At 66.0% G+C, this 20296-nt stretch carries 19 protein-coding genes; 12 read left to right on the forward strand and 7 right to left on the reverse strand.

What is annotated here, in order from left to right; genetic code table 11:
* Positions 1-46: 46 nt before the first annotated feature.
* Positions 47-1849: a S9 family peptidase gene (locus tag BV210_RS04030; RefSeq protein ID WP_077205399.1), complete on the reverse strand. Its 1803-nt coding sequence runs from the start codon at positions 1847-1849 to the stop codon at positions 47-49.
* A 193-nt stretch (positions 1850-2042) separates the two neighbouring features.
* Here BV210_RS04030 and BV210_RS04035 point away from each other — a divergent pair, with 193 nt between their 5' ends.
* Positions 2043-3101, forward strand: a complete 1059-nt coding sequence (locus tag BV210_RS04035) for a glycosyltransferase family 4 protein (RefSeq protein ID WP_077205400.1) — start codon at positions 2043-2045, stop codon at positions 3099-3101.
* A gap of 54 nt (positions 3102-3155) precedes the next feature.
* Positions 3156-4604, forward strand: a complete 1449-nt coding sequence (locus BV210_RS04040; RefSeq protein WP_077205401.1) for an acetyl-CoA hydrolase/transferase C-terminal domain-containing protein — start codon at positions 3156-3158, stop codon at positions 4602-4604.
* A 27-nt stretch (positions 4605-4631) separates the two neighbouring features.
* On the opposite strand, the gene folP is transcribed toward BV210_RS04040, so the two are convergent.
* Positions 4632-7070 carry a dihydropteroate synthase gene (folP, locus tag BV210_RS04045; RefSeq protein ID WP_077205402.1) on the reverse strand — a complete coding sequence of 813 codons (2439 nt, stop codon included), beginning with the start codon at positions 7068-7070 and terminating at the stop codon, positions 4632-4634.
* Between the two features lie 53 nt (positions 7071-7123).
* On the reverse strand, positions 7124-7780 hold the full coding sequence (locus BV210_RS04050) for a helix-turn-helix domain-containing protein (RefSeq protein WP_077205403.1): 657 nt from the start codon (positions 7778-7780) through the stop codon (positions 7124-7126).
* Positions 7781-8045: 265 nt separating this feature from the next.
* On the opposite strand from BV210_RS04050, the gene BV210_RS04055 reads away from it, so the two are divergent.
* The 6 genes from BV210_RS04055 (at position 8046) to BV210_RS04080 (ending at position 12788) form a co-directional block, all read left to right on the forward strand.
* Positions 8046-9077 (forward strand): ribonucleotide-diphosphate reductase subunit beta, encoded by a 1032-nt coding sequence (locus BV210_RS04055; protein ID WP_077205404.1) that lies wholly within the window; start codon positions 8046-8048, stop codon positions 9075-9077.
* Positions 9078-9079: 2 nt separating this feature from the next.
* Positions 9080-9340: a hypothetical protein gene (locus BV210_RS04060; RefSeq protein ID WP_077205405.1), complete on the forward strand. Its 261-nt coding sequence runs from the start codon at positions 9080-9082 to the stop codon at positions 9338-9340.
* A complete protein-coding gene (locus BV210_RS04065) occupies positions 9337-9705 on the forward strand; it encodes a 2Fe-2S iron-sulfur cluster-binding protein (RefSeq protein ID WP_077205406.1) in 369 nt (122 codons plus the stop codon). Before BV210_RS04060 ends, BV210_RS04065 begins: the two co-directional genes overlap by 4 nt.
* A 209-nt stretch (positions 9706-9914) precedes the next feature.
* On the forward strand, positions 9915-10646 hold the full coding sequence (locus BV210_RS04070; protein ID WP_077205407.1) for an SCP2 sterol-binding domain-containing protein: 732 nt from the start codon (positions 9915-9917) through the stop codon (positions 10644-10646).
* A gap of 210 nt (positions 10647-10856) precedes the next feature.
* Positions 10857-11420 carry an SCP2 sterol-binding domain-containing protein gene (locus BV210_RS04075; protein WP_077207963.1) on the forward strand — a complete coding sequence of 188 codons (564 nt, stop codon included), beginning with the start codon at positions 10857-10859 and terminating at the stop codon, positions 11418-11420.
* Between the two features lie 162 nt (positions 11421-11582).
* The gene (locus tag BV210_RS04080; protein ID WP_077205408.1) at positions 11583-12788 is read left to right on the forward strand and encodes an acyl-CoA dehydrogenase family protein; all 1206 of its coding nucleotides are present in this window, start codon (positions 11583-11585) and stop codon (positions 12786-12788) included.
* Here the strand turns inward: BV210_RS04080 and BV210_RS04085 are convergent.
* Positions 12779-13438, reverse strand: a complete 660-nt coding sequence (locus BV210_RS04085; RefSeq protein ID WP_077205409.1) for a hypothetical protein — start codon at positions 13436-13438, stop codon at positions 12779-12781. The two genes, BV210_RS04080 and BV210_RS04085, sit on opposite strands and share 10 nt — an antisense overlap.
* A 163-nt stretch (positions 13439-13601) precedes the next feature.
* On the opposite strand from BV210_RS04085, the gene BV210_RS04090 reads away from it, so the two are divergent.
* Complete coding sequence (locus BV210_RS04090) at positions 13602-14807, forward strand: acyl-CoA dehydrogenase family protein (RefSeq protein WP_077205410.1); 1206 nt, start codon at positions 13602-13604, stop codon at positions 14805-14807.
* 43 nt (positions 14808-14850) lie between these two features.
* Here BV210_RS04090 and BV210_RS04095 read toward each other — a convergent pair whose 3' ends face one another.
* Together BV210_RS04095 and purH are read right to left on the reverse strand one after the other, a co-directional pair.
* A complete protein-coding gene (locus BV210_RS04095; protein WP_077205411.1) occupies positions 14851-15411 on the reverse strand; it encodes a hypothetical protein in 561 nt (186 codons plus the stop codon).
* A 65-nt stretch (positions 15412-15476) separates the two neighbouring features.
* Positions 15477-17090 (reverse strand): bifunctional phosphoribosylaminoimidazolecarboxamide formyltransferase/IMP cyclohydrolase, encoded by a 1614-nt coding sequence (gene purH, locus BV210_RS04100; RefSeq protein WP_077205412.1) that lies wholly within the window; start codon positions 17088-17090, stop codon positions 15477-15479.
* Between the two features lie 343 nt (positions 17091-17433).
* On the opposite strand from purH, the gene BV210_RS04105 reads away from it, so the two are divergent.
* Genes BV210_RS04105 through BV210_RS04115 form a run of 3 tightly spaced genes read left to right on the forward strand, consistent with a single transcriptional unit; the run spans position 17434 to position 19771 of the window.
* Positions 17434-17628 (forward strand): hypothetical protein, encoded by a 195-nt coding sequence (locus tag BV210_RS04105; RefSeq protein ID WP_077207964.1) that lies wholly within the window; start codon positions 17434-17436, stop codon positions 17626-17628.
* A gap of 48 nt (positions 17629-17676) precedes the next feature.
* Entirely contained in the window at positions 17677-19065 is a 1389-nt protein-coding gene (gene purB, locus BV210_RS04110; RefSeq protein WP_077205413.1) for an adenylosuccinate lyase, read from the forward strand.
* A 55-nt stretch (positions 19066-19120) separates the two neighbouring features.
* Positions 19121-19771 (forward strand): helix-turn-helix domain-containing protein, encoded by a 651-nt coding sequence (locus tag BV210_RS04115; RefSeq protein ID WP_077205414.1) that lies wholly within the window; start codon positions 19121-19123, stop codon positions 19769-19771.
* Here BV210_RS04115 and BV210_RS04120 read toward each other — a convergent pair whose 3' ends face one another.
* Positions 19772-20227: a hypothetical protein gene (locus BV210_RS04120; RefSeq protein ID WP_084802554.1), complete on the reverse strand. Its 456-nt coding sequence runs from the start codon at positions 20225-20227 to the stop codon at positions 19772-19774.
* Between the last annotated feature and the right edge of the window lie 69 nt (positions 20228-20296).

A 20296-nucleotide genomic window follows, 5' to 3' on the forward strand; every position in this document is an offset into this window, starting at 1 on the left:
CAAGTTTTCCCCTTCGACAGTGACAGGTCAGACCCACCCGGAAGCGTCAGACGTGCCGATCGAGGAAATCGACGACCGCGGTGTAGGCCTCGATCCGATTGTCCAGTTTCGAGATACCGTGACCCTCGTCCTCGAAGATCAGTTTCTCGACGGGGACGCCCTGTGTCTCGACTTCCGCGGCGATCTGCTCGGCCTCGCCGACGGGCACCCTCGGGTCGTTCGCGCCGTGGAGGACGAACAGCGGGGCGTCGATGCGGTCGGCGTCGTGGATCGGACTGATCGATTCGAGGAACTCCCGGTCGTCTTCGAGCGATCCGTACTCGGCCTCGCGGTGTTCCCGCCGCCAGGCCCCGGTGTTCTCGAGGAAGGTGACGAAGTTGGCGATGCCGACGGAGTCGACACCCGCGGCCCAGAGGTCGGGGTACTCGGTCATCGCCGCCAGCACCATGAACCCGCCGTAGGAGCCACCCTTGGCGACGATCCGGTCCGGGTCGACCGCGGGGTGCTCGGCGAGCCAGTCGACCGCCGCCCGGATATCTTTCACCGAGTCCATCCGTTTCTCCACGTCGTCGAGGTGCGTGTAGGCCGTGCCGTAGCCCGTCGATCCGCGCACGTTGGGCTCGAAGACCGCGTAGCCCCGCGAGAGGAAGTACTGGGTCAGTCCCGAGAACGAGGGGCGGCGCTGGCTCTCGGGGCCGCCGTGGATGTCGACGACGACGGGGACGCCGTCCGAGGGCCGGTTCTCCTGATCGGGCAGCGTGAAGTAGGCGGGAATCTCCCGGTCGTCGAAGGTCTCGTAGTGGACGAGTTCGGGCTCGCGGAACGACGACCGTGGGATGCCGGCCGTCGAGGCGCGGGTCCAGCGCTCGGTGTCGCCGTTCTCGAACTCGACGACGTGGACGTTCGTGTTGTCCGTACGGCTGGACGCAGAGAGCGCGAACCGGTCCGCATCGGGGCTGAAACTGACACCGCCCGCTGTTCCGTCGGGCAGGTCCGGCCCAGGCCGGGTCTCGTAGGTGGTCGCGCCCGTCAACTCGCCCACGGTGATCTCGGTGTAGCCGTCGACGTTCCGGGAGTAGGCCAGATTCCCGGTCTCGTCGTCGAGTGCGATGCCGTCGACGTTCCACTCGCCACCGTCCTCGACGACCTCGAACTCGCCGGTGTCGAGGTCGAGGCGTTCGAGTCTGAGAGTATCGCTGTCCCAGTCGGTACAGCAGTAAATCGCCTCGCCGTCGGGGCCCCACGAGGGGCTGTCGTACCTGACCTCGCCCTCGTGGGGAGTCACGTGTTCGATGTCGCCAGAGTCCAGATCGAGGACGTAGAGGTCCTTGTCGAACGAGGAGGCGTGTTCGGTGACGAGCAGGCGGTCGTCGTCGGGACTCCAGCCAGCCAGCGCGAGCCAGCCGTCGCCCTCGTGGACCAGTTCTGCCTCGTCGCCGTGTTCGTCGCGGCCCTGGACGTACACGTCGAAGACGGACTCGTCGCGGCGGTTGGCGGCGAAGGCGAGGCGGTCGCCGTCGTGGGACCACCCACCCCAGTAGTGGATGGCGTCGGGGGTCGCGGTCAGCGGCGTGACCTCGCCGGAGTCGAGGTCCAGTCGAAACAGCTGGGTGAACTCGTCGCCGCCCTCGTCCATACCGAAGGCGAGTTCGCGGCGCTCGGGCGAGAACGAACAGAAGGTGACGCGTTCGTCGTAGAAGGTGCGTTGCTCGGGCCAGCCGCCGGGTTCGTCGAGCGTCCAGATCTGTGGTGTCCCCGTCGTGTCCATCAGGAAGGCGACCGTGCCCTCGGGGCCGACCGACGCGCCGTAGGCGCTGCGGACGTTGAGATACCGCTCCAGGTCGTGCATGTCGGAGCCACGGGCGGCCGCGGTTTAGTGGTGCCGGCGCGAGTGGTGCCAGTGGGTGTGGTGTCCGATCACCGATCGGAGGGTCCGGTCGAGCCGGGAAGCGCCGCGCCATAGGGTGAACGCGAGCGAAGCGGGAGCTACAGTCCCGGACAAAGGACAGGGATTTTTGAGCGGCCGCCGTGTCCCCCCGGGTATGCGGGTCGCCTTCGTGTCGGAGCGGACGGTGTTCCACGAATCCACCGAGGGGCGGGAGCGCCTCCACCGGATCGCGACGAACCTCGACGCTCGCGGCCACGACGTGACCGTCTACTGCGCCCAGTGGTGGCCGGATTACCCCGAGACCATCGACCACGAGGGCATCACCTACCGCGGAATCACCGTCTCCGACTCGAAGGCCGCCTTCCTCGCCCGGATCCCCTGGACGGTGGCGCTGGACCGACCGGACGTGATCCACGCGACGCCGGAACCGCCGTGGGTCGTCACCGCCGCGAAACTCGCGGCGATTCCGGCCCGCGCGCCGCTGGTCGTCGAATGGTTCGGCGACGAGGACCTCCCCGACTCGCGGGCGACGAGGTACGCCGCGAAGTTGCCCGACACCGTGATCGCCCCCTCGGAACTCGTCCGGACGACCGTCCGCGAACACGGCGCGACCGGCGACAACACCCGGGTCGTCCCCGAGAGCATCGACACGTCGCTGATCGACGAGGTCGACCCCGACGAGGACGCCGACATCGTCTACGCGAGAGAACTCGACGCCGACGCGAACGTCCAGACGCTGTTGCTCGCCCTCGCCGAACTGCGCCAGCGCGACTGGTCGGCGACGATCATCGGTGACGGCCCTCGCCGCGAGGAGATCGAACAGCAGGCCGCGGATCTGCGCATCGACGACCGGATCACGTTCGCCGGCGACCTGGATCGTGAGGAACGGCTCTCGATCTACCGGGGCGCACACACCTTCGTCCACACCGCTTTCCGCGAGAACTTCGCCACCGAACTCCTGTGGGCGCTGGCCTGTGGCTGTATCGGCATCGTCGAGTACCAGGCCGAGTCGAGCGCCCACGAACTCATCGAGACCTACCCCCGGAGCTTCCGGGTCACCGACGACGAGGAACTCACCGCTGCCATCGAGGAGGCCGCCGGCATGGAGCGACTCGACCGGGACCCGGATCTGGACCGGTACGATCACGAGAACGTCCTCGACCGGTACCTCGACTGCTACCGCGACCTGCGCGAGGAACGCGGTCTCTTTTGAGCAGGCTCACTTCTGTGCCGTCCCGGTTTTCCGTTCGCCGCTGGAAGGGCCGGTATGCAGGAGCCGACCCAGCGCGTCGCCGACGGTGTCACGACGACCGACGCCGCCGCGGCCGCCGACCTGATCCCCGACGACGGCATCGTCCCGACGAGCGGCCTCAGCGCCGGCCCGAAAGATATCGCCCACGAACTCGCCGCCTCGGACCGGGACCTGTCGCTCTCGGTCCCCGCGAGCGCCGACGCGGGCTTCGTCGCCGACACCGAACTCCCCAACGCCGACGCGCTCGACCTCCGCTATCCCTTCTCGGCGTGGCCGAACCTCAAGCGCGCCATCAATGACGGACGGGTCGGCTTCGTCGACGACCACCTCTCGGTCGTCGAGCAGTCGGTCGCACAGGGCTACTTCGGCGACCCCGACGTGGCCCTCGTAGAAGCCCTCGCAGTCGGCGAGGACTGGCTGATCCCGACGACCGCAGTGGGCGGCGTCCCGGGGTTCGTCGCTGCGGCCGACGAGGTGATCGTCGAGGTCAACGAGGCCCTGCCGCTCGAACTCCAGCAGATGCACGACACCTGGACACCGTCGACGCCGCCCCGCGACCCCATCGCGCTGTCGGCGCCGGACGAGCGCCTCGGCGACCAGTTCGTCCGGTTCGACCCCGACAAACTGGCGGCCGTCGTCCGCACCGAGAACGATCCGATCGCGTACCCGTTCCGTGACCCCTCCGACGTGGAGCGGACCATCGCGGACAACGTGGTCGAGTTTCTGGCCGACGAACTGGCCGAGAACCCGGCCTTTCGCGAGCGATTCGCCTTCGAGGTCGGAATCGGGTCACTGGGTAACGAGATCGCCGAACGGATCGGCGACCTCGACCTGAGCGACCGCGAGGCAGTCTACTTCGGCGAAGTCGCACAGGACGGTCTGCTCGACCTGCTGGAGTCGGGGACGCTCTCGGCCGCGAGCGCGACCGCGCTCGTCCTGGGCGAGAACGGCATCGATAAGTTGCTCGACCGCCCGGAACTCGTGGCGGACACCGTCCTCACGCGGTCGATGAGCGTCTCGAACGACCCCGGCCTGATCCGGGCGTTCGGCGTCGTCGCGATCAACACCGCCGTCGAGGTCGACGTGTACGGCCACACCAACTCCTCGCACGTGCGCGGGTCGCAACTCCTCCAGGGGATCGGCGGCTCCGGCGACTTCGCCCGCAACAGCCTGCTCTCGATGATGGTGTTACCTTCGACGGCACAGGACGGCGAGATCTCGCGGATAGTCCCGATGGCCTCCCACGTCGACCACCCCGATCACGACGTAGAGGTGGTCGTGACCGAACACGGCGTCGCCGACCTGCGGGGGCTGACCCCCGACGAACGGTTCGAGGAACTCGTCGGCGAGTGTGCCCATCCCGATTTCCGACCGGACCTCCGGCGCTACGGCGAACGCGCCGCCGAGGACGGCGGGCACATGCCCCACGACCTGCCGTCGGCGTTCGATATGCACACCGAGTAGTCACCCCCTTCGTGAGCCCGACGCGGCTCACTCGGCGTCGGCCGGATCGTCCGCGGCCTCGACCGCCCGGACCGCGGCGACGTTCTCTTTCACGTCGTGGACGCGGACGATGTCGGCCCCGCGCTCGGCGGCGATGGTCGTCCCCGCGACGGTCGCGGCCAGTCGCTCGTCGGGGTCGCGGTCGATCCGCCCGAACATCGACTTGTGGGAGTGGCCGACCAGTACCGGGCAGCCGAGCGCCCGGAACTCGTCGATCCGACCGAGGAGTTCGAAGTCCTCGGCGGGAGACTTGGCGAACCCGAGTCCGGGGTCGACGATGATCTGTTCGCGGTCGAGTCCCGCTTTCTCGGCCAGCAGGACGCGTTCGGTCAGTTCGTCGAGGACATCCGTGACCACGTCGTCGTACTCGCGTTCGGTGTCTGGATCGACCGGCGTCTCCTCGCTGTGCATCACGACGACGGGTACGTCGTGGTCGGCCGCGACAAGCCGCATCTCGGGATCTTCGAGGCCCGACACGTCGTTGAGAATGTCCGCGCCGGCGTCGAGGGCCGCACGGGCGACGGCGGCCTTGCGCGTGTCGACCGCGATGGACACGTCGAGGTCGCTGATCCGTTCGATCACCGGGACGACGCGGTCGATCTCGTTCTCGACGGGTACCGGCTCCGCACCGGGACGGGTCGATTCCCCGCCCACGTCGATGATATCGACGCCGTGATCGACCATCGCCTCGGCGCGGTCGACGGCGGCCTCGACGGCCTCGAACTCCCCGCCGTCGTGGAAGCTGTCCGGTGTGACGTTCAGGATTCCCATGACGGCCGTCCCGTCCTCCCACGGATACCCCCGCTCGTCGGGGCCGTGGCCTTCGATCTCCAGAGTGGCACGGAGGTCGTCGGCGAGCGGCGAGAGGCCGTAGGGCTGGCCGTCCAGTTTCCCGCAGAGTCGCTTGAACTGCGCGAGCGTCCCCATGAGCACGGCGTCGACGTTCTCGCGGTCCTGATCGACCAGCCCGGAGACGGCACACTCCCCGCCCAGCGAGAGCAGTTCCTCCTTGAGGTACTGGGCCTGTCGGGGCTGGACGCGGGTCCGCAGGACGCGGTGGACGCCCTTCCCGCCCATCCGCCAGACGCCAGCATCGGTGACGTGGGCGCGTTCGAGCGTCTCGCGGGATTCGGCCACCGAGTCGACGTGTGTCGGGACCATCGGTCGGGTCCAGTCTTCCCGGGCCTCCGAGACGCAGTACAGCGAGCCAGTCACCAGCACGCAGTCGTCGGTTCCGGCGGCCTCACGGGCCATCTCGAACGCGCCGGCCAGGTCGCTGCGGGTCTCGACCGTGGCGTCGGTCTCGGCCTCGAACGCGCGTGCGAGCACGTCGTCGGCCTCGGCCCGGTCCAGATCCGGTTCGCAGGCGACGACTCGTTCGGGGTCGGGCAGCGCCGCGGCGATCCCGCGGTGGTCCTTGTCGCTCATCGCCCCGATCACGACGTGGAGGTCGTCGTAGTCGAAAGAGTCGAGCGTGTCGGCCAGGGCGGCACAGCCGCCGGGGTTGTGCGCGCCGTCGAGGACGACCAGCGGATCCCGACCCATCACCTCGAATCGACCGGGCCAGTGGGCGTTGCGCAGGCCCCGGGCGAGGTCGTCGCCGTCCACGTCCGCGACCTGTCGGGAGAGCGCCGCCGCGACGCCGGCGTTGCGGGCCTGGTGGTCACCGAGCAGCGGGAGTTTCGTGTCGACGGCCCAGCCGTCGCCGTCGAGGGAAACGGCGGCTTCCAGGCCGTCGCGGCCGCCGTAGGTGACGGTACAGTCCGCTGCGCCGTCGTCGCCGACGGTGTAGAGGTCGCCGGCGACCGCACGGGCGGCCTCGCGGGCGTCGCCGGTCGCGCCCGTCACGAGGGGCGCGTCGGCTGGGGCGACGTGGGCCTTGTCGCGGGCGATCTCGGCGACGGTGTCGCCCAGCAGGTCGGTGTGTTCGAGCGTGACGGTCGTGACGGCGCTGGCGACGGGGTCGACGACGCTGGTGGCGTCGTGGCGGCCACCGATGCCGACCTCCAGAATTGCGACGTCGACGTCGGCACGACGGAAGGCCCAGAGTGCCAGCACGGTGAGCGTCTCGAAGAAGGTGGGAGCCTCGCCGTCGGCCGCGCGGTCGGTGACGTAGGGGCCCGCCTCCTCGACGAACTCGATCGTGGCCGACTCGGTGAGTTTGTGGCCGTTGATCCGGACGCGCTCGCGCACGTCGTCGAGGTGTGGAGAGGTGTAGAGACCGACGTCGAGACCGGATTCGCGGAGGACGCGTTCGGTCATCCGGGCCGTGCTGCCCTTCCCGTTCGAGCCGGCGATCTGGATCGCTCGAACGGACTCCTGTGGGTCGTCGAGATGTGCGAGAAAGTCCCGCGTCGGCGTCGTGCCCGCCCGCGGCGGGTACCGGCGCAGATCGAAGAGGAAGTTCGCCGCGTCGTGGAACTCCATACGGCGACCGAGCACAGCGGCGCGCTTTAGCGTGTCGGACTCCCCCGATTGGGTCAGTCCGGGCCGACCTGTGAGATGATCCGCGACTCGATCTTCCGCAGGTGTTCACCGACGGTGCTGGTCGAGCAGTCCAGTTCCCCCGCGATGTCCTCGTTGGTCGCCTGTCGGGGAATCTCGTAGTACCCCTTCGCCAGCGCGACCTCCAGCACTTCGAGCTGGCGGTCTGTCAGCAGTGTCGTCACGTCGACGCGGTCGACGGGGCCCGAATCGTCCTCCTGCAGTTCGATGTCCAGGTCGCCGGGGCGCATCCGGGCGGCCTCGCGGATCTTCTTGAAATCGCCCGCGACGGACATGTGCAGGCCGCCATCTTCGTCGATGTCGATCGGCGGGTCGATGATGAGGTCGTACTCGTCCATGAGCTGGATCATCGCCGAGAGCACCGTGTTCGCCGCGAAGCGAACGTGTGCGCGCACGCCGTCGTCGTCGACGTCGAAGACGTCGTAGGAGAGTGCGCTCTCCTCCTCGTCGAGAATCGTCTCCAGTTCGTCGGCGTCGCCGATGAGGTGATAGAGCAGGACGCTCGTCCCGTCGGACATCAGATCGAAGTGGAGTGCGGCCTCGCGGGACAACTCGGGGTGCTCGACGATGGCCTCGTCGAGCGGATTGTACGTGCCGTCCTCCGTCCGGAGGACGATGTTGAACTCCCGCATGTCCTCCAGTTCTAGCCAAGGGAACAAAAGGGGTTCGGCAGTGATGTGAGGTGAGGGGCCCAGTAACTGTCGCCACAACCGCTGAACTCCCTGTTCGATGATGACAGACCCGGGCGGTTGTGCGTCCCCGGAAGCCGTGGTATTATCTGTCAGCCACACATATCGATGTCTCGTTGACTACCTGCGGCGTCCGGCCCTGCTTAAAAAGTTCCCCACATTATCGGGGGTATATGTATCCAGTTGTCTGTTGTACAGTGGCATGGGTATGGACGCCAGCACAGATACCATCGAAGCGGGGCGGATCGACACCGACAACACGTACTACGAGTTGTACCAGAAGTCGGTCGAACTGGGGACGTGGGACGCGGAGAAACTGGTCCGGAAGGTCGGGTTCGAGGAGGATCGCGAGGTCTGGGAGGGGCTCGACGAGAACGAGAAAGAGCAGTGGTCGCGGCTCATTTCGTACTTCATCGACGGCGAACACGCGGTCGCACAGGACGCCCGTCGCATCATGAAGACGGTGTCCTCGCCGTGGTTCGACCGGTCGATCGAGAAGGAGATGTTCGCCTCCGCACTCGCGCTGGAGGAGGCAAAGCACACGCAGTTTTTCGACCTGTACCTGACGAACGTGATGGTCGATAAGTTCCCGCAGTACGAACTCGACACGCGTCGCGGGGGCATCCAGATCCCCCGGACCGAGGCCTGCGGGGCGGGCGAGATGTTCGAGCGCCAGGGCACACTGCAGGCCCAGGCTGCTGACGGCGGTGCACCCGTCGACATCGCCCGCGCGGCGACCAACTACCACATCGGCGTCGAGGGGATCCTCGCCCGGGGTGGCTACTTCGCCAAGAACCGGATGATGCAGGAAGCGCCCCTCAAGCTGCTCAACAAGGGCTTCCAGTTCATCAGCACCGACGAGGGTCGACACATTACGTTCGGCCTCGAAGTGCTGAACGAACTCATCGAGAAGGAACGCGAAGGGATTCCGGAGTACCAGGGCGTCGAGAACGCCATCTGGGAGCAGGCCATCGAGGACATCGGCTACATCACCGACACGGCCTACTTCATCACCGAATCCGTCGGCGACCCGCTCGACGTGGACTTCTCCGAACTCGTCAACCGCGGTGCGCGACTGGCCGGGGACATGATGTTCGACACCCTCGACCTGGACGCCGGGAGCGCCCAGGAGTTCATGCAGGCCTCCGCGGACGCGATGGAGAACGCCCAGGGCAGCGACTACGAGGCGGTCATCGAGAAGTACGACCACATCTACTCGCAGAAGATGGCAGGTGACTGACCATGACGAAACTCACGGAGATCGAAGGCGCGGACTTCACGGCATCGGACGACGAGATCGAACAGGCGATCGAGGAAGCGGCCGACGACCTCGGCATGTCGCCCGAGAAGGTCTCCGAGGAAGTCGCCTACATCCTCGACTCCGGTACGGGTCGAGCTAACAACGAGGGCGTCGCCGGCGCGGCCGCCAGCGACAACGTCGACACGAACGACGACCCGCGGCTGGAAGCGCTCGAGATGTTCAAACTCCGCCAGGAACTATGAGCGGGCGGGCAGACACGGCCGACGACGCGGCCAACGAACCCGCGACCGACGGCGGCACCTACGAGGTCGACCTCGTCCACGAGGGCGAGGAGATCAGTCTGGCCGTCGACGAGGACGAGTACATCCTCGACGCGGCCGAGGACGCGGGGCTGGACCTGCCCTACTCCTGCCGGAAGGGACAGTGTACCTCCTGTGTCGGGACGGTCGAAGCGGGTGAGATCGACCAGAGCGAGGGCGCGGCGCTGGACCCGATGCAGGAAGACGACGGGTTCGCGCTCCTCTGTATCAGCTACCCGAAATCCGACTGCACCATCGAGACCGAGACGCAGAGCGACCTGTTCGGCGGCGACATGGACATCCTCTAGAGAGTCGAGACGCCGTTTCGTCGCTTTTTCGGGTGCTCACACTACCGAACAGTGACTACTTAATTACCCTAACGTTCCCCGTCGAACGGTATTTAAACAACCTCAGATTGCCGGGAGAACTATTTTCAGTGTTTCCGGTGTTCGTATGTGTGGATCCGTTGGCGGGCGCTCAGTTGGGGGACGCGTGACCGCGCAACGGGGTGATACCCATGAGTACACAGGAACGACAGTTCGAACTCGACGATTACTTCCCGACCACGGCATGGCTTACCAGGTACCAGCACGCGCTCGACGACAGCGAGGAACTCGAGGAGACCGGTGACGGCTGGGGCGTCGGCTGGAACGGCGACTTCGTCTTCGAGATGCAGAACCTCCCGGTCGAAGAGCGGGCGGTGAACGACCTCCCCGAGGAGGTCTGGCAGGCGCTCGAACAGGGCATCTCCCAGCTCCCCGAGGACACGCTCGAGACCGTCCTCGAAGACGCACCCGAGGACGTGCGCGAGGGAATCGAGTCCCGCGACGGGCCCCTCCCCGAGCGTGCCGCTCAGGAACTGCTGGAGACGAACGTCTCCGAGGCACCCGAGAAGGTCTGGCCGGGACTGCGCCGTGTCATGCCCGACATCATGGACGATCTGCTCACCCAACTCGAGGAGAACGTCACCGACGACGGCACGGTGTACGCCTGGATCGGGCTGAAAGACGGTGGCTGTTACAACACGGACACGATGGACAGTCTCGACGAACGCGACCACGGATTCGTCCTGACCGGCGACTTCGACCAGTGGGTCGACCTGGTCAACGGCGATCTGGACGTCGTCGAAGCGATCATGTCCGGCAAGCTGGAACTGGACGGCGACATGCAGAAGATCCTCCAGTACTCCGACGCCGCGCTGACGATGACCGACGTGGCCAGCGACCTGGACAAGCGGTTCCTGTTCTAACTGTCCCAAATCGAATATTTTCTTCGCCCACGCCAGGTGGTTTCAGAGCCATCAGTGTGTAAATTTCCCTCGTGTTGTACAACTAAACTGACCGGTTTGGCGTCGCCATATAAAACCCCCTCACATACGACGGGATACCCTCAGGGGGATAGCGCTTGGACGTTGTAGTAGCCATCGGCCACAGGGTGCCGGTGGGGAATGGGCGAAACCATGTCAGACGAACTCATCACACGCGTCGAAGACACGCTCGACAAGGACGAAGAACAGCTGAAAGAAGACCTGCCGGAACTGCTCGACGACATCGAGGGCCAGGAAGAGGAGCTCATCAGCGAGAATCCGGACCTGTTCGCGCAGGTCATCGGTCGCATGGGCGACATCGACATCGCGGGCTTCTACGAGGACGAGCCCGAAGCCGGTGACCAGTTCCAGGACCTGCTCTGGACGGGCGTCAACATGCTCGTCGAGGAGAACCCCGAGATCAAAGACCAGATCGCCGCGAACATCACGGCGAACTTCGAGGCCGACGACTGCCCGATGGAGGGTCACCTGGACGTCGACGCAGACGAGGAGACCATCACGGGCGGCTCCGGGACGGTCTCGGACGCCGACCTGACGCTCTCGGGCCCCGCCGACACGCTGACGGGCCTCATCACCGGCGGCATCGACCCGGTGCAGGGCTTCATGCAGCAGCAGTACGAACTGGACGGCTCCGTCCAGAAGGGCACCCAGCTCGCCTCCGTCATGGGCGAGATCACCGACAACGTCCCGAACTGACGCTCCCGCCACACTGACACGAGGTCCGCGGTACGTGGACGCCGTCCTGGGCACGTGGAGCGATCGACACCGATTCGATCCGACGGCGTCCCGAATTCGAGTCCTGTCGTACACTGATCGGGCAGGACCCCGAGCCGACACACCAATTCAACATAATTAATCATGCAATTGACCGAAGATCAGGCGGCGTTCCGCGAGGAACTGCGTTCGTACCTGCAGCGCGAGGTCGAGCCGGTCGTCGACGAGGCCGACAAGGAACCGTTCACCCGCGACGAGATGGTGAAGTACATGAAAGATCTCGAGGAGCTGGGGATCGGGTTCAGCCCCGACACCGTCGGGGAGTTCTTCGGTGACCTGCGTCGGTTCGCCATCGTCTCCGAGGAGATCAGCTACTACTGGCCGAGCCTCAACGTCGGACTGCTGATGGGCTTTCCCGCCCAGTTCGTCCGCTTCGCCAGCGAGGAGACACAGGCCAACCAGCTCTCGAAACTGGAGACCGGCGAGTGTATCGGCTCGCTCGCGGTCACCGAACCCGAAGGTGGCTCGGACACGGCCCAGCCCCGAACCGTCGCCCGGAAGGAGGGCGACGAGTACGTCCTCGAAGGGGGGAAGACCTGGGTCGGCAACGCACCCATCGCGGACGTCTCGCTGGTCGTGGCCCACGACGAGGAGGCCGACACGCAGGACATGTTCCTGATCGACCGCGAGTACTCCGATTACGAGGCCGAGACCCTCAATAAAATCGGCTGGAAGGCAGTCAACAACGGCCGGATGTACCTCGACGGCGTCCGCGTCCCCGAGGACAACAAGCTGTCGGCGATCATCGGCAACGCGATCCGCGACGGGAACCAGATCACGGACGTGGTGCCGTTCCCGGACTCGGTGGCCGAACTCTTCTTCGACCAGAAGGCGCTGAACGCGACCTTCTCCTTCATGCGCACCGGGATGTCGTTCATGTCCGTCGGCATCATGCAGGCCGCCTTCGACGAGGTCGTCGACTACGTCGAGGAACGGGAGACCTTCGGCAAACCCATCGCCGAACACCAGCTCGTCCAGGAACTGCTCTACGACATTCGGGTCGACCTCGAAACGTCCCGCCAGCTCTCCCGGCGGGCGCTCGAGTCCCTGGAAAACGGCGACAGTGACGCGCGCCTGCTCTCGTCGATGGCGAAGGGCTACACCGCCGAGAAGGCCCACGAGGCCACCTCGAACGCCATCCAGGTGATGGGCGGTGAGGGGCTCAAGACCGAGAACCGGCTGGAACGGTACTTCCGCGACGCCCGCGTCATGCCGATCCCCGACGGGACGACCGAGATCCAGAAACTCATCGTCGGCAAGGAGATCACGGGCCGTTCGGCCTACAACTGACCTGCGGCGTCCGCGGTCCCGGCTGGAGCGTCCCCGACCCGTTTTCGCACTCGCTCGGTGAACAGCCGAATCCCGACCAGCGCGACCATGCCGACCAGCGGCGCGATCCGTGGCGGTCCCTCACGTTCGGCGTCGGCATCGCTATCGTCGGTCACGACGCCGTCGTCGTCGGCAGGCCGATCCGCCTCGAACGTCTCGACGGCTACCTCGGCCTCCATCTCGGTCTCGGCGACGGCCGCCGACTCGTCACTCCCGGTGTCGGTCGCGTCGTCGCCTTCCTCCGCAGTCGTCTCGCTCTCGTCGGTCGGTGCGTCGTCGGCGACGTCGATGGCCCCGGCGTCACCGACGATCTCGACGCTGCCGTCGCGGTCCCGGTCGAAGTCCGGTCGGTCGCGCTCGTTCTCGGCGTCGCCCTCGTCGTCGCCGCGCCTGTCGAGAACGTAGCGGAGGACGACACCGAGCGCCGCCAGCCCCAGTCCGGCGAGGGTGAGCAGTGTCGTCCACCGCCGGGAGTCGGATCCGTCGCTGTCTGAGTCCCGATCGTCGTCGGTCGGTCCACCCGTTTCGGTTCCCGCGCCATCCGACTCCCCACCCGGGAGCCGTGCGGTGATCGTGTCGGGAACGCGTCCCTGGAGGTTCGGTCGATCCATGTACCGCTGACTACGGTTTCCAGCCCAAAACCGTTGTGCCAACCGATACCAGCCATAAAGCAGCCTCGTATGTGACGGGGTAGACATTACGCGATCGCACCGTAAGATCCGCTAACCTGGCCGCGGGCGCAGTGCGCTCGCGCCGCCATGGGGGAGACGACACATGCAATTCGACAAGACACACGAGATGTTCCGTGACTCGCTCCGGGACTATCTCGAAAGCGAGATCGCACCGGACGTGCAGGAACTGGACAAACAGGAGATGACCAAGGAGGAGGCCGTCGGCTACCTGCGGGATCTCCGGAAACTGGGGATCGGTTTCGATCAGGAGACCGCCCAGGACTACTTCGGCGACCTCAAGTACTACGTCATCGGCTCCGAGGAGATCGCCCGCGTCTGGCCGAGCCTGAACGTCATGCTCAACATGTCGTTCCCGGCCATGTTCGCAAACTGGGCCAGCGAGGAGACCCAGAACGCGCTGGGCGACAAACTCGAGAAGGGCGAGGCCATCGGCGCGCTCGGCGTCACCGAACCCGGGTCGGGTAGCCACTCCAGCAGGCCCAACACCGTCGCCCGCAAGGACGGCGACGAGTACGTCATCAACGGCGAGAAGACCTGGGTCAGCAACGCCCAGATCTGTGACCTGACGATGATCGTCGCCTGGGACGAGGAGAACGACGCCCAGGACATGTTCATCGTCGATCAGGAGAACTCCCCGTTCGACACGCGCAAACTCGACAAACTCGGCTGGAAGGGCTCGCCGACCGGCCAGATGTTCTTCGACGACGTGCGCGTGCCCGAAGACAACAAGCTCAGCAACGCCATCCGCAACCTGATCCTCGAACACGGCGACCTCGCGGAGGCCCTGCCGTTCCCGAACGAGATGGTCGACCTGTTCCTCAGCCACAAGCCGCTGAACGCCATCTTCTCGTTCATGCGGACCGGGATGGCCGCGATGGCCGTCGGTATCCAGCAGGCTGCCTACGAGGACGCGCTGGACTACGCGACCGATCGCGAGACCTTCGGCAAGCCCATCGCCCAGCACCAGATGGTCCAGGAACGGCTCTACGAGATGAAAGCCAACGTCGAGACCTCGCGGCTGCTCACCCACGAGGCCGTCGAGAAACTCGCCAACGCCGACGAGGAGTCCCGGCTGTACTCCTCGCTGGCGAAGGGCTATGCCTGTGACAAGTCCGTCGAGACCGCCCGCCACGGCGTCGAACTGTACGGCGGGAACGGGCTCTCGACCGACTACCCGCTGGAGCGGTACTACCGCGACGCCCAGACGATGACCATCCCCGACGGCACCGAGGAGATCATGAAGCTCATCGTCGGCTACGAGATGACCGACATGTCGGCGTACGCCTGATCGACCCGGAAAACACACGCGCAGTCGGTTTCACTTCGAGTTGCTATCGCTGGCCGGGACTACCCGTCGAGTCAGGGTCCCCGTCCCGGCCGGTGTTCTGTCCCGGATTCTGCCCGGGACTTCGATGCTGCCCCGAGGACTGACCAGTGTTCTGTCCCGGATTCTGCCCGGGACTTCGATGCTGCCCCGAGGACTGACCAGTGTTCTGTCCCGGATTCTGTCCACCCGTCTGACCAGGACTTCCACCGCCGACCTGTCCGGGGGCGCCACCACTGCGCGTTCCGCCCCGATTCGACGATCCCACGTCGCTCCCCAGCAACGATCCGAGTTCGCGAGCGTACCGGTTCTGGAACAGTTTGCTGTCCGTGTCGACGGACTTCGCCACGCGAACGGCACCCCACGCGAGGAAGGCGACGCCGACGATGCCGACGACCAGCAGCGCGACGACGTACAGCAGGACCAGTCCGACGAACCCGCCGACCGAGTCGGCCGTCGCGATTGCGGTTAGCACGTCGTATATCCCGTACAGTCCGACCGCGACGAACACGAGCGCCGAGACCGCCAGCCCCACGATGGGACCCTTCAGTTCGCTGAGCAGGCTCATATCCCCCCAGAGACGAGGAACTGACTTGAATTACTCGCTGTCGTGTCGAGTAAAAATGAATTCGCTCAGTCGTGCCGGAACGCCCGAGAGCCAGTGAACACCATCGCCATGTCGTGAACGTTTGCGGCCTCGATCACGTCGTCGTCGTTGACCGAGCCGCCGGGCTGGATGACCGCTTCGATGCCCGCCTCTGCGGCGGCCTCGATGCCGTCAGGGAACGGGAAGAAGGCGTCGCTCGCCATCACGGCCCCCGCCGCGGACTTGCCCTCGGCGTCTTTCTCGGCTTTCATCTTCGCGATCTCGACGGCGTCGACCCGGGAGACCTGTCCGGCTCCGACCCCGACCGTCTCGGTGCCGTCGGCGAACAGGATGGCGTTGGATTTGACGTGTTTGATCGTCTGCCAGGCGAACAGCATCGCGTCGATCTGCTCGTCGGTGGGCTCCCGGTCGGTGACGACCTCCAAGTCGTCACGGGTCGGAGCCTGCGTGTCCCGCTCCTGCACCAAGGTCCCCCCGACGAGGTCCTTCTCGGTGACGGGTTCGGTCACGTCGTAGTTGTCCGAAACGTCCAGCACCCGGAGGTTCTCCTTCTCGAAGAGGGTGTCGAGGGCGTCGTCGGTGTAGCCGGGCGCGACGACGACCTCCTTGAACGAGTCGACGATCTGTGCGGCCGTCTCCTGATCGCACTCGCGGTTGAGGGCGACGATGCCGCCGAAGGCGCTCTTGGGGTCTGTGGCCAGCGCGTCGGCGTAGGCCTCGGCGAGCGTGTCGGCGGTCGCACAGCCCGCGGGGTTGGTGTGTTTGATGACCGCGGCGGCGGGTTCGTCGAACTCCTTGACGATGTTGAGGGCGGCGTCGGTGTCGTTGAAGTTGTTGTAGGACATCCCCTTCGCGCCCTCGTTCAACTGGTCGGCCGAGACGACGCTCGCCTCCTCGCAGGTCCGGTCGGCGTACAGCGCCGCGTCCTGGTGGGGGTTCTCGCCGTAGCGCAGGTCGGCGTGGCGGTCCTCGCTGGTGACCCGGCGCTCGGGGAACTCGCCGCCGGTGTCGCCTTCGACGTGAACCTGATTGGCATCCCAGTCGATCTCGACGCGGTCCTCGGCGAACCACTTCACTGCGCGGGGGTAGGCCTTCATCTCGCCCTGGTAGAGGACGCGCTCTTTGAGGGACTCCTCGTCGTCGCCGTCGTAGACGGGGATCGGTTCCTGCGTGACGACGGGCCCGCCGTCGACTTCCTCGTCGATCAGCGAGCCGTCCTCGGCGACGGCGTTCGTGACCGCGTGGACGGTACACCCCACCACGTCGACGCCGTACTCCAGCGCGTCGCCCCACGCGTCCATGCCCGGGAAGGCGGGCAACAGGGAGGGGTGGACGTTCAGCGTGGTCGGCATCGGATCGAGGAAAGTGTCCGAGAGGACCCGCATGTAGCCGTCGAGACAGACGAGGTCGAACTCGTAGTCGTCGAGGGCCTCGACGACGCGTTCCTCGTGGTCCCGTCGACTCTCGTCCTCGCGCTGGACGACTGTTTCAGTGGGAATCCCCCGTTTCTCGGCCTCCTCGACGACCGGCGCGTCCTCGCTGTTGGTGAGAACGACGGCGAGTTCGGCCCCGCCGGGTGCCAGGTCGTGGACGTTCAGCAAGTTGCGGCCGCGGTTGCTGGCCATGCCCGCTAGCTTCATGTGCGGAGGGGGGCGGTCCGGGCGCAAAGGCGTTGCGAATCGCTCAGCCGTGGCTCCGCGGTATCGGTCCGAAATGGTGTGGGGGGAGAGGGGGAATGTGGGGGGTGTTGGGGGACAAGGGAGAGTGAGAGTGGAGTGAACCACACTTGGGGTAAACGATCTCCCCGTCGTCACGTCGCCGTTCGGCGCTTATCATTGTTACTAATCTAGCCACAAATTCTTCCATCGTTCACTAGATGGTAGATAACTATTTTTCACGTAATAGGACTCGAACTGTACCCGGCGGCGGGGGCTTGCACGTGCAGGCACCAGTCCCTTTTCCGTGTCGGTCCTCGACCCGACGATGACACAACTCACTGGAGGGAGTGCGCGTGGGCTCAGCATCGTCTCGACACTGGTCGACGCGGTAATCGCGTTCGCTCGCGGTCGACCGAAGGCGGGTGCGCTGTTGCTGGGGGCGGCGGCGCTCTCGACACGGATTCCCGGCCTCGGGGTCGCCGTCTCGGTGCTGTTGCGGGTGTACCGGAAGGTCGCGTAACCGACGGGCTTCGACATCCCTTTGGGCCGGTGGAGCGCACCGACGGGTATGACAGACCGCAGTTCGCTCGCCGCCGTCTCGCCGCTGGACGGGCGGTACGCCCGCTACACCGAACCGCTCGTTCCATACGCCAGCGAGCAGGCGCTGATCCGCGCCCGCGTTCGTGTCGAGGTCGAGTATCTGATCGCCCTCGCCGATCTGGACGCCACCCCGCTGGAGATCGACGCCGAGGGGCGCGACCACCTCCGGGCGCTGTACGAGGAGTTCGACGAGGGCGACGCCGAGATCGTCAAGGCCCTCGAAACCGAGGGCTGGAAGGACTACTCCGCGACCAACCACGACGTGAAGGCCGTCGAGTACTTCGTCCGTGAGCACCTGCCCGACGGCCTCGACGCCGCCCAGTGGATCCACTTCGGGCTCACCAGCGAGGACGTGAACAACCTCGCCCACCGCCTGCTGGTCAAGCCGGCCGTCGAGGACGTGCTCGTGCCTGCACTCCGGGACGTACGGGACGCGCTGACCGAGATGGCCCGCGAGCACCGCGACGTGCCGATGCTCGCCCGCACCCACGGCCAGCCCGCGACGCCGACGACCTTCGGCAAGGAGATGGCCGTCTACGCCGCCCGCCTCGGCAAAGCACTGGGCCGCATCGAACGCGCCGCCGCCGACCTCTCCGGCAAACTCGCTGGAGCCTCGGGCACCTACGCCGCCCACGACGCCGCCTACCCCGACGTGGACTGGCCCACGTTCGCCGAGTCGTTCGTCACGGGCCTCGGGCTCGACCACACCGAACTCGCCACGCAGGTCAACCCCTGTGACGACCTCGAACGGCTGTTCGACGCGCTCCGGGGCGCGAACAATATTCTGCTCGACCTGGACCTGGACGTGTGGCTCTACGTCTCTGACCGTTATCTCGGACAGGAGGCCACCGCGGGGGAGACCGGGTCGTCGACGATGCCCCACAAGGTCAACCCGATCGACTTCGAGAACAGCGAGGGGAACCTCTCGAAAGCCAACTCGGATCTGGTCTTCCTCGCCGACTACGTCACCACCTCGCGGCTCCAGCGGGACCTCTCGGACTCGACGGTCAAGCGCAACGTCGGCGCGGCGCTCGCCCACTGTCTCATCGGCTACCGGAAGTGCGAGCGCGGCCTCGAGAAGGTCGTCCCCAACGAGCAGGTCATGCGCGAGGAACTGGAAGCGACGCCGGAGATCATCGGCGAGGCCGTCCAGACGATCCTCCGCCGGGAGGGCCACACCGACGCCTACGAACGCGTGAAGGAACTCACCCGTGGCCGGCGCGTGACGATCGAGGACTTCCACGATCTGTTCGCGGATCTGGACGTGAGCGAGGACGTGCGCGAGGAACTGACCGACCTGACGCCGGCCGGTTACGTCGGCGTCGCCGACGGACTGGTCGAGGAGTTGGACGGTTGACGAGTTCGCTGTCGGTACCAAACGCATATGCTGATCGGGTGCAATCACTGAGCAAATGCGATACGTCGAGGGCCTGTTGACGCCGGAACGCGGGTGGATTCACCCCATCGAGCGGCGCATCCAGCAGGCACCGGGGATCAAGAACGAACGGATCCTCCAGATGGAACTGCTCGACGACGGCACGGTGACGACGATGTACGAACTCAGCGGCGACCGCGAGGTCATCGAGTTCGCCGCCGAGTACGTCCCCGAACTCATCACCTACCAGGTCTCGCCGATGCAGGACCGCATCATCACCTACGCCCACCTCGAATCGAACGAGATGCTCACTGGCCTGCTGGAACTGCCGCACACGTACCAGATCGTCCCGGACTTCCCCATCGAGTTCGCAAGCAACGGCGGCATCAAGCTGACAATCGTCGGCGACGAGGACCAGATCCGCGAGGCGATGGACGCCGTCCCCGACGGGATCTCCGTCGAACTCCAGAAACTCGGCGACTACGCCCCCGAGAACGAACGACTCCTCTCGCGACTCACCGACCGCCAGCGCGAGGTCGCCGAGATCGCCGTCGACATGGGCTACTACGACACGCCACGACAGGTCACCTACGACGACATCGCCGAGGAGGTCGAGGTGGCCCCCGGCACCGTCGGCGAGATCCTCAGAAAAGTCGAATCCCGACTGCTGAACGCACTTCTCGGGTAATCAGCGGCCGAAGCTCGGCTTCTGCGACCGGATCGACAGTTCCTGCCAGTGATTGATCGCCCAGTACCCGAAGCCGGTGGCGATCATCCCCGCCGCGAGGAAGTAAAACAGCAGGTGCGAGGTGACCAAGGCCCCCGGGTTCCGAACCGCGTGCAGGAGGCCTTCTCCGCCGAGCGTCAGGACGACGAGCGTGCCGAGTGCCACCACGCCCGCTCCGACGATGACCGTCCGACCGTCGAATCCCTGCGTCTCGGCGATCAGAACGGCGCCGACGAACGCCGTCGCCATCCCGAGAACGTACGCCGGGAGCCGGTCACTCAGTCCGGTCGCCTGGCCCGAGACCAGTGCGACCAGTCCGACGAAACTCGCAGTCAACACGAGCGTACAGACCGCGACCAGTGCGCCCGCACGTCCGATCGATTCCACGTCGAACCGTCTGCGCCGTGCTATTGCCATATCCATACCTCTCGGATCCGCCGACAAAAGCGTTTACGCGGCGTCTGACGGGCGTCTGCCGGGCGACTG

The sequence above is a fragment of the Halorientalis sp. IM1011 genome (genome assembly GCF_001989615.1).
GTDB lineage: Archaea > Halobacteriota > Halobacteria > Halobacteriales > Haloarculaceae > Halorientalis.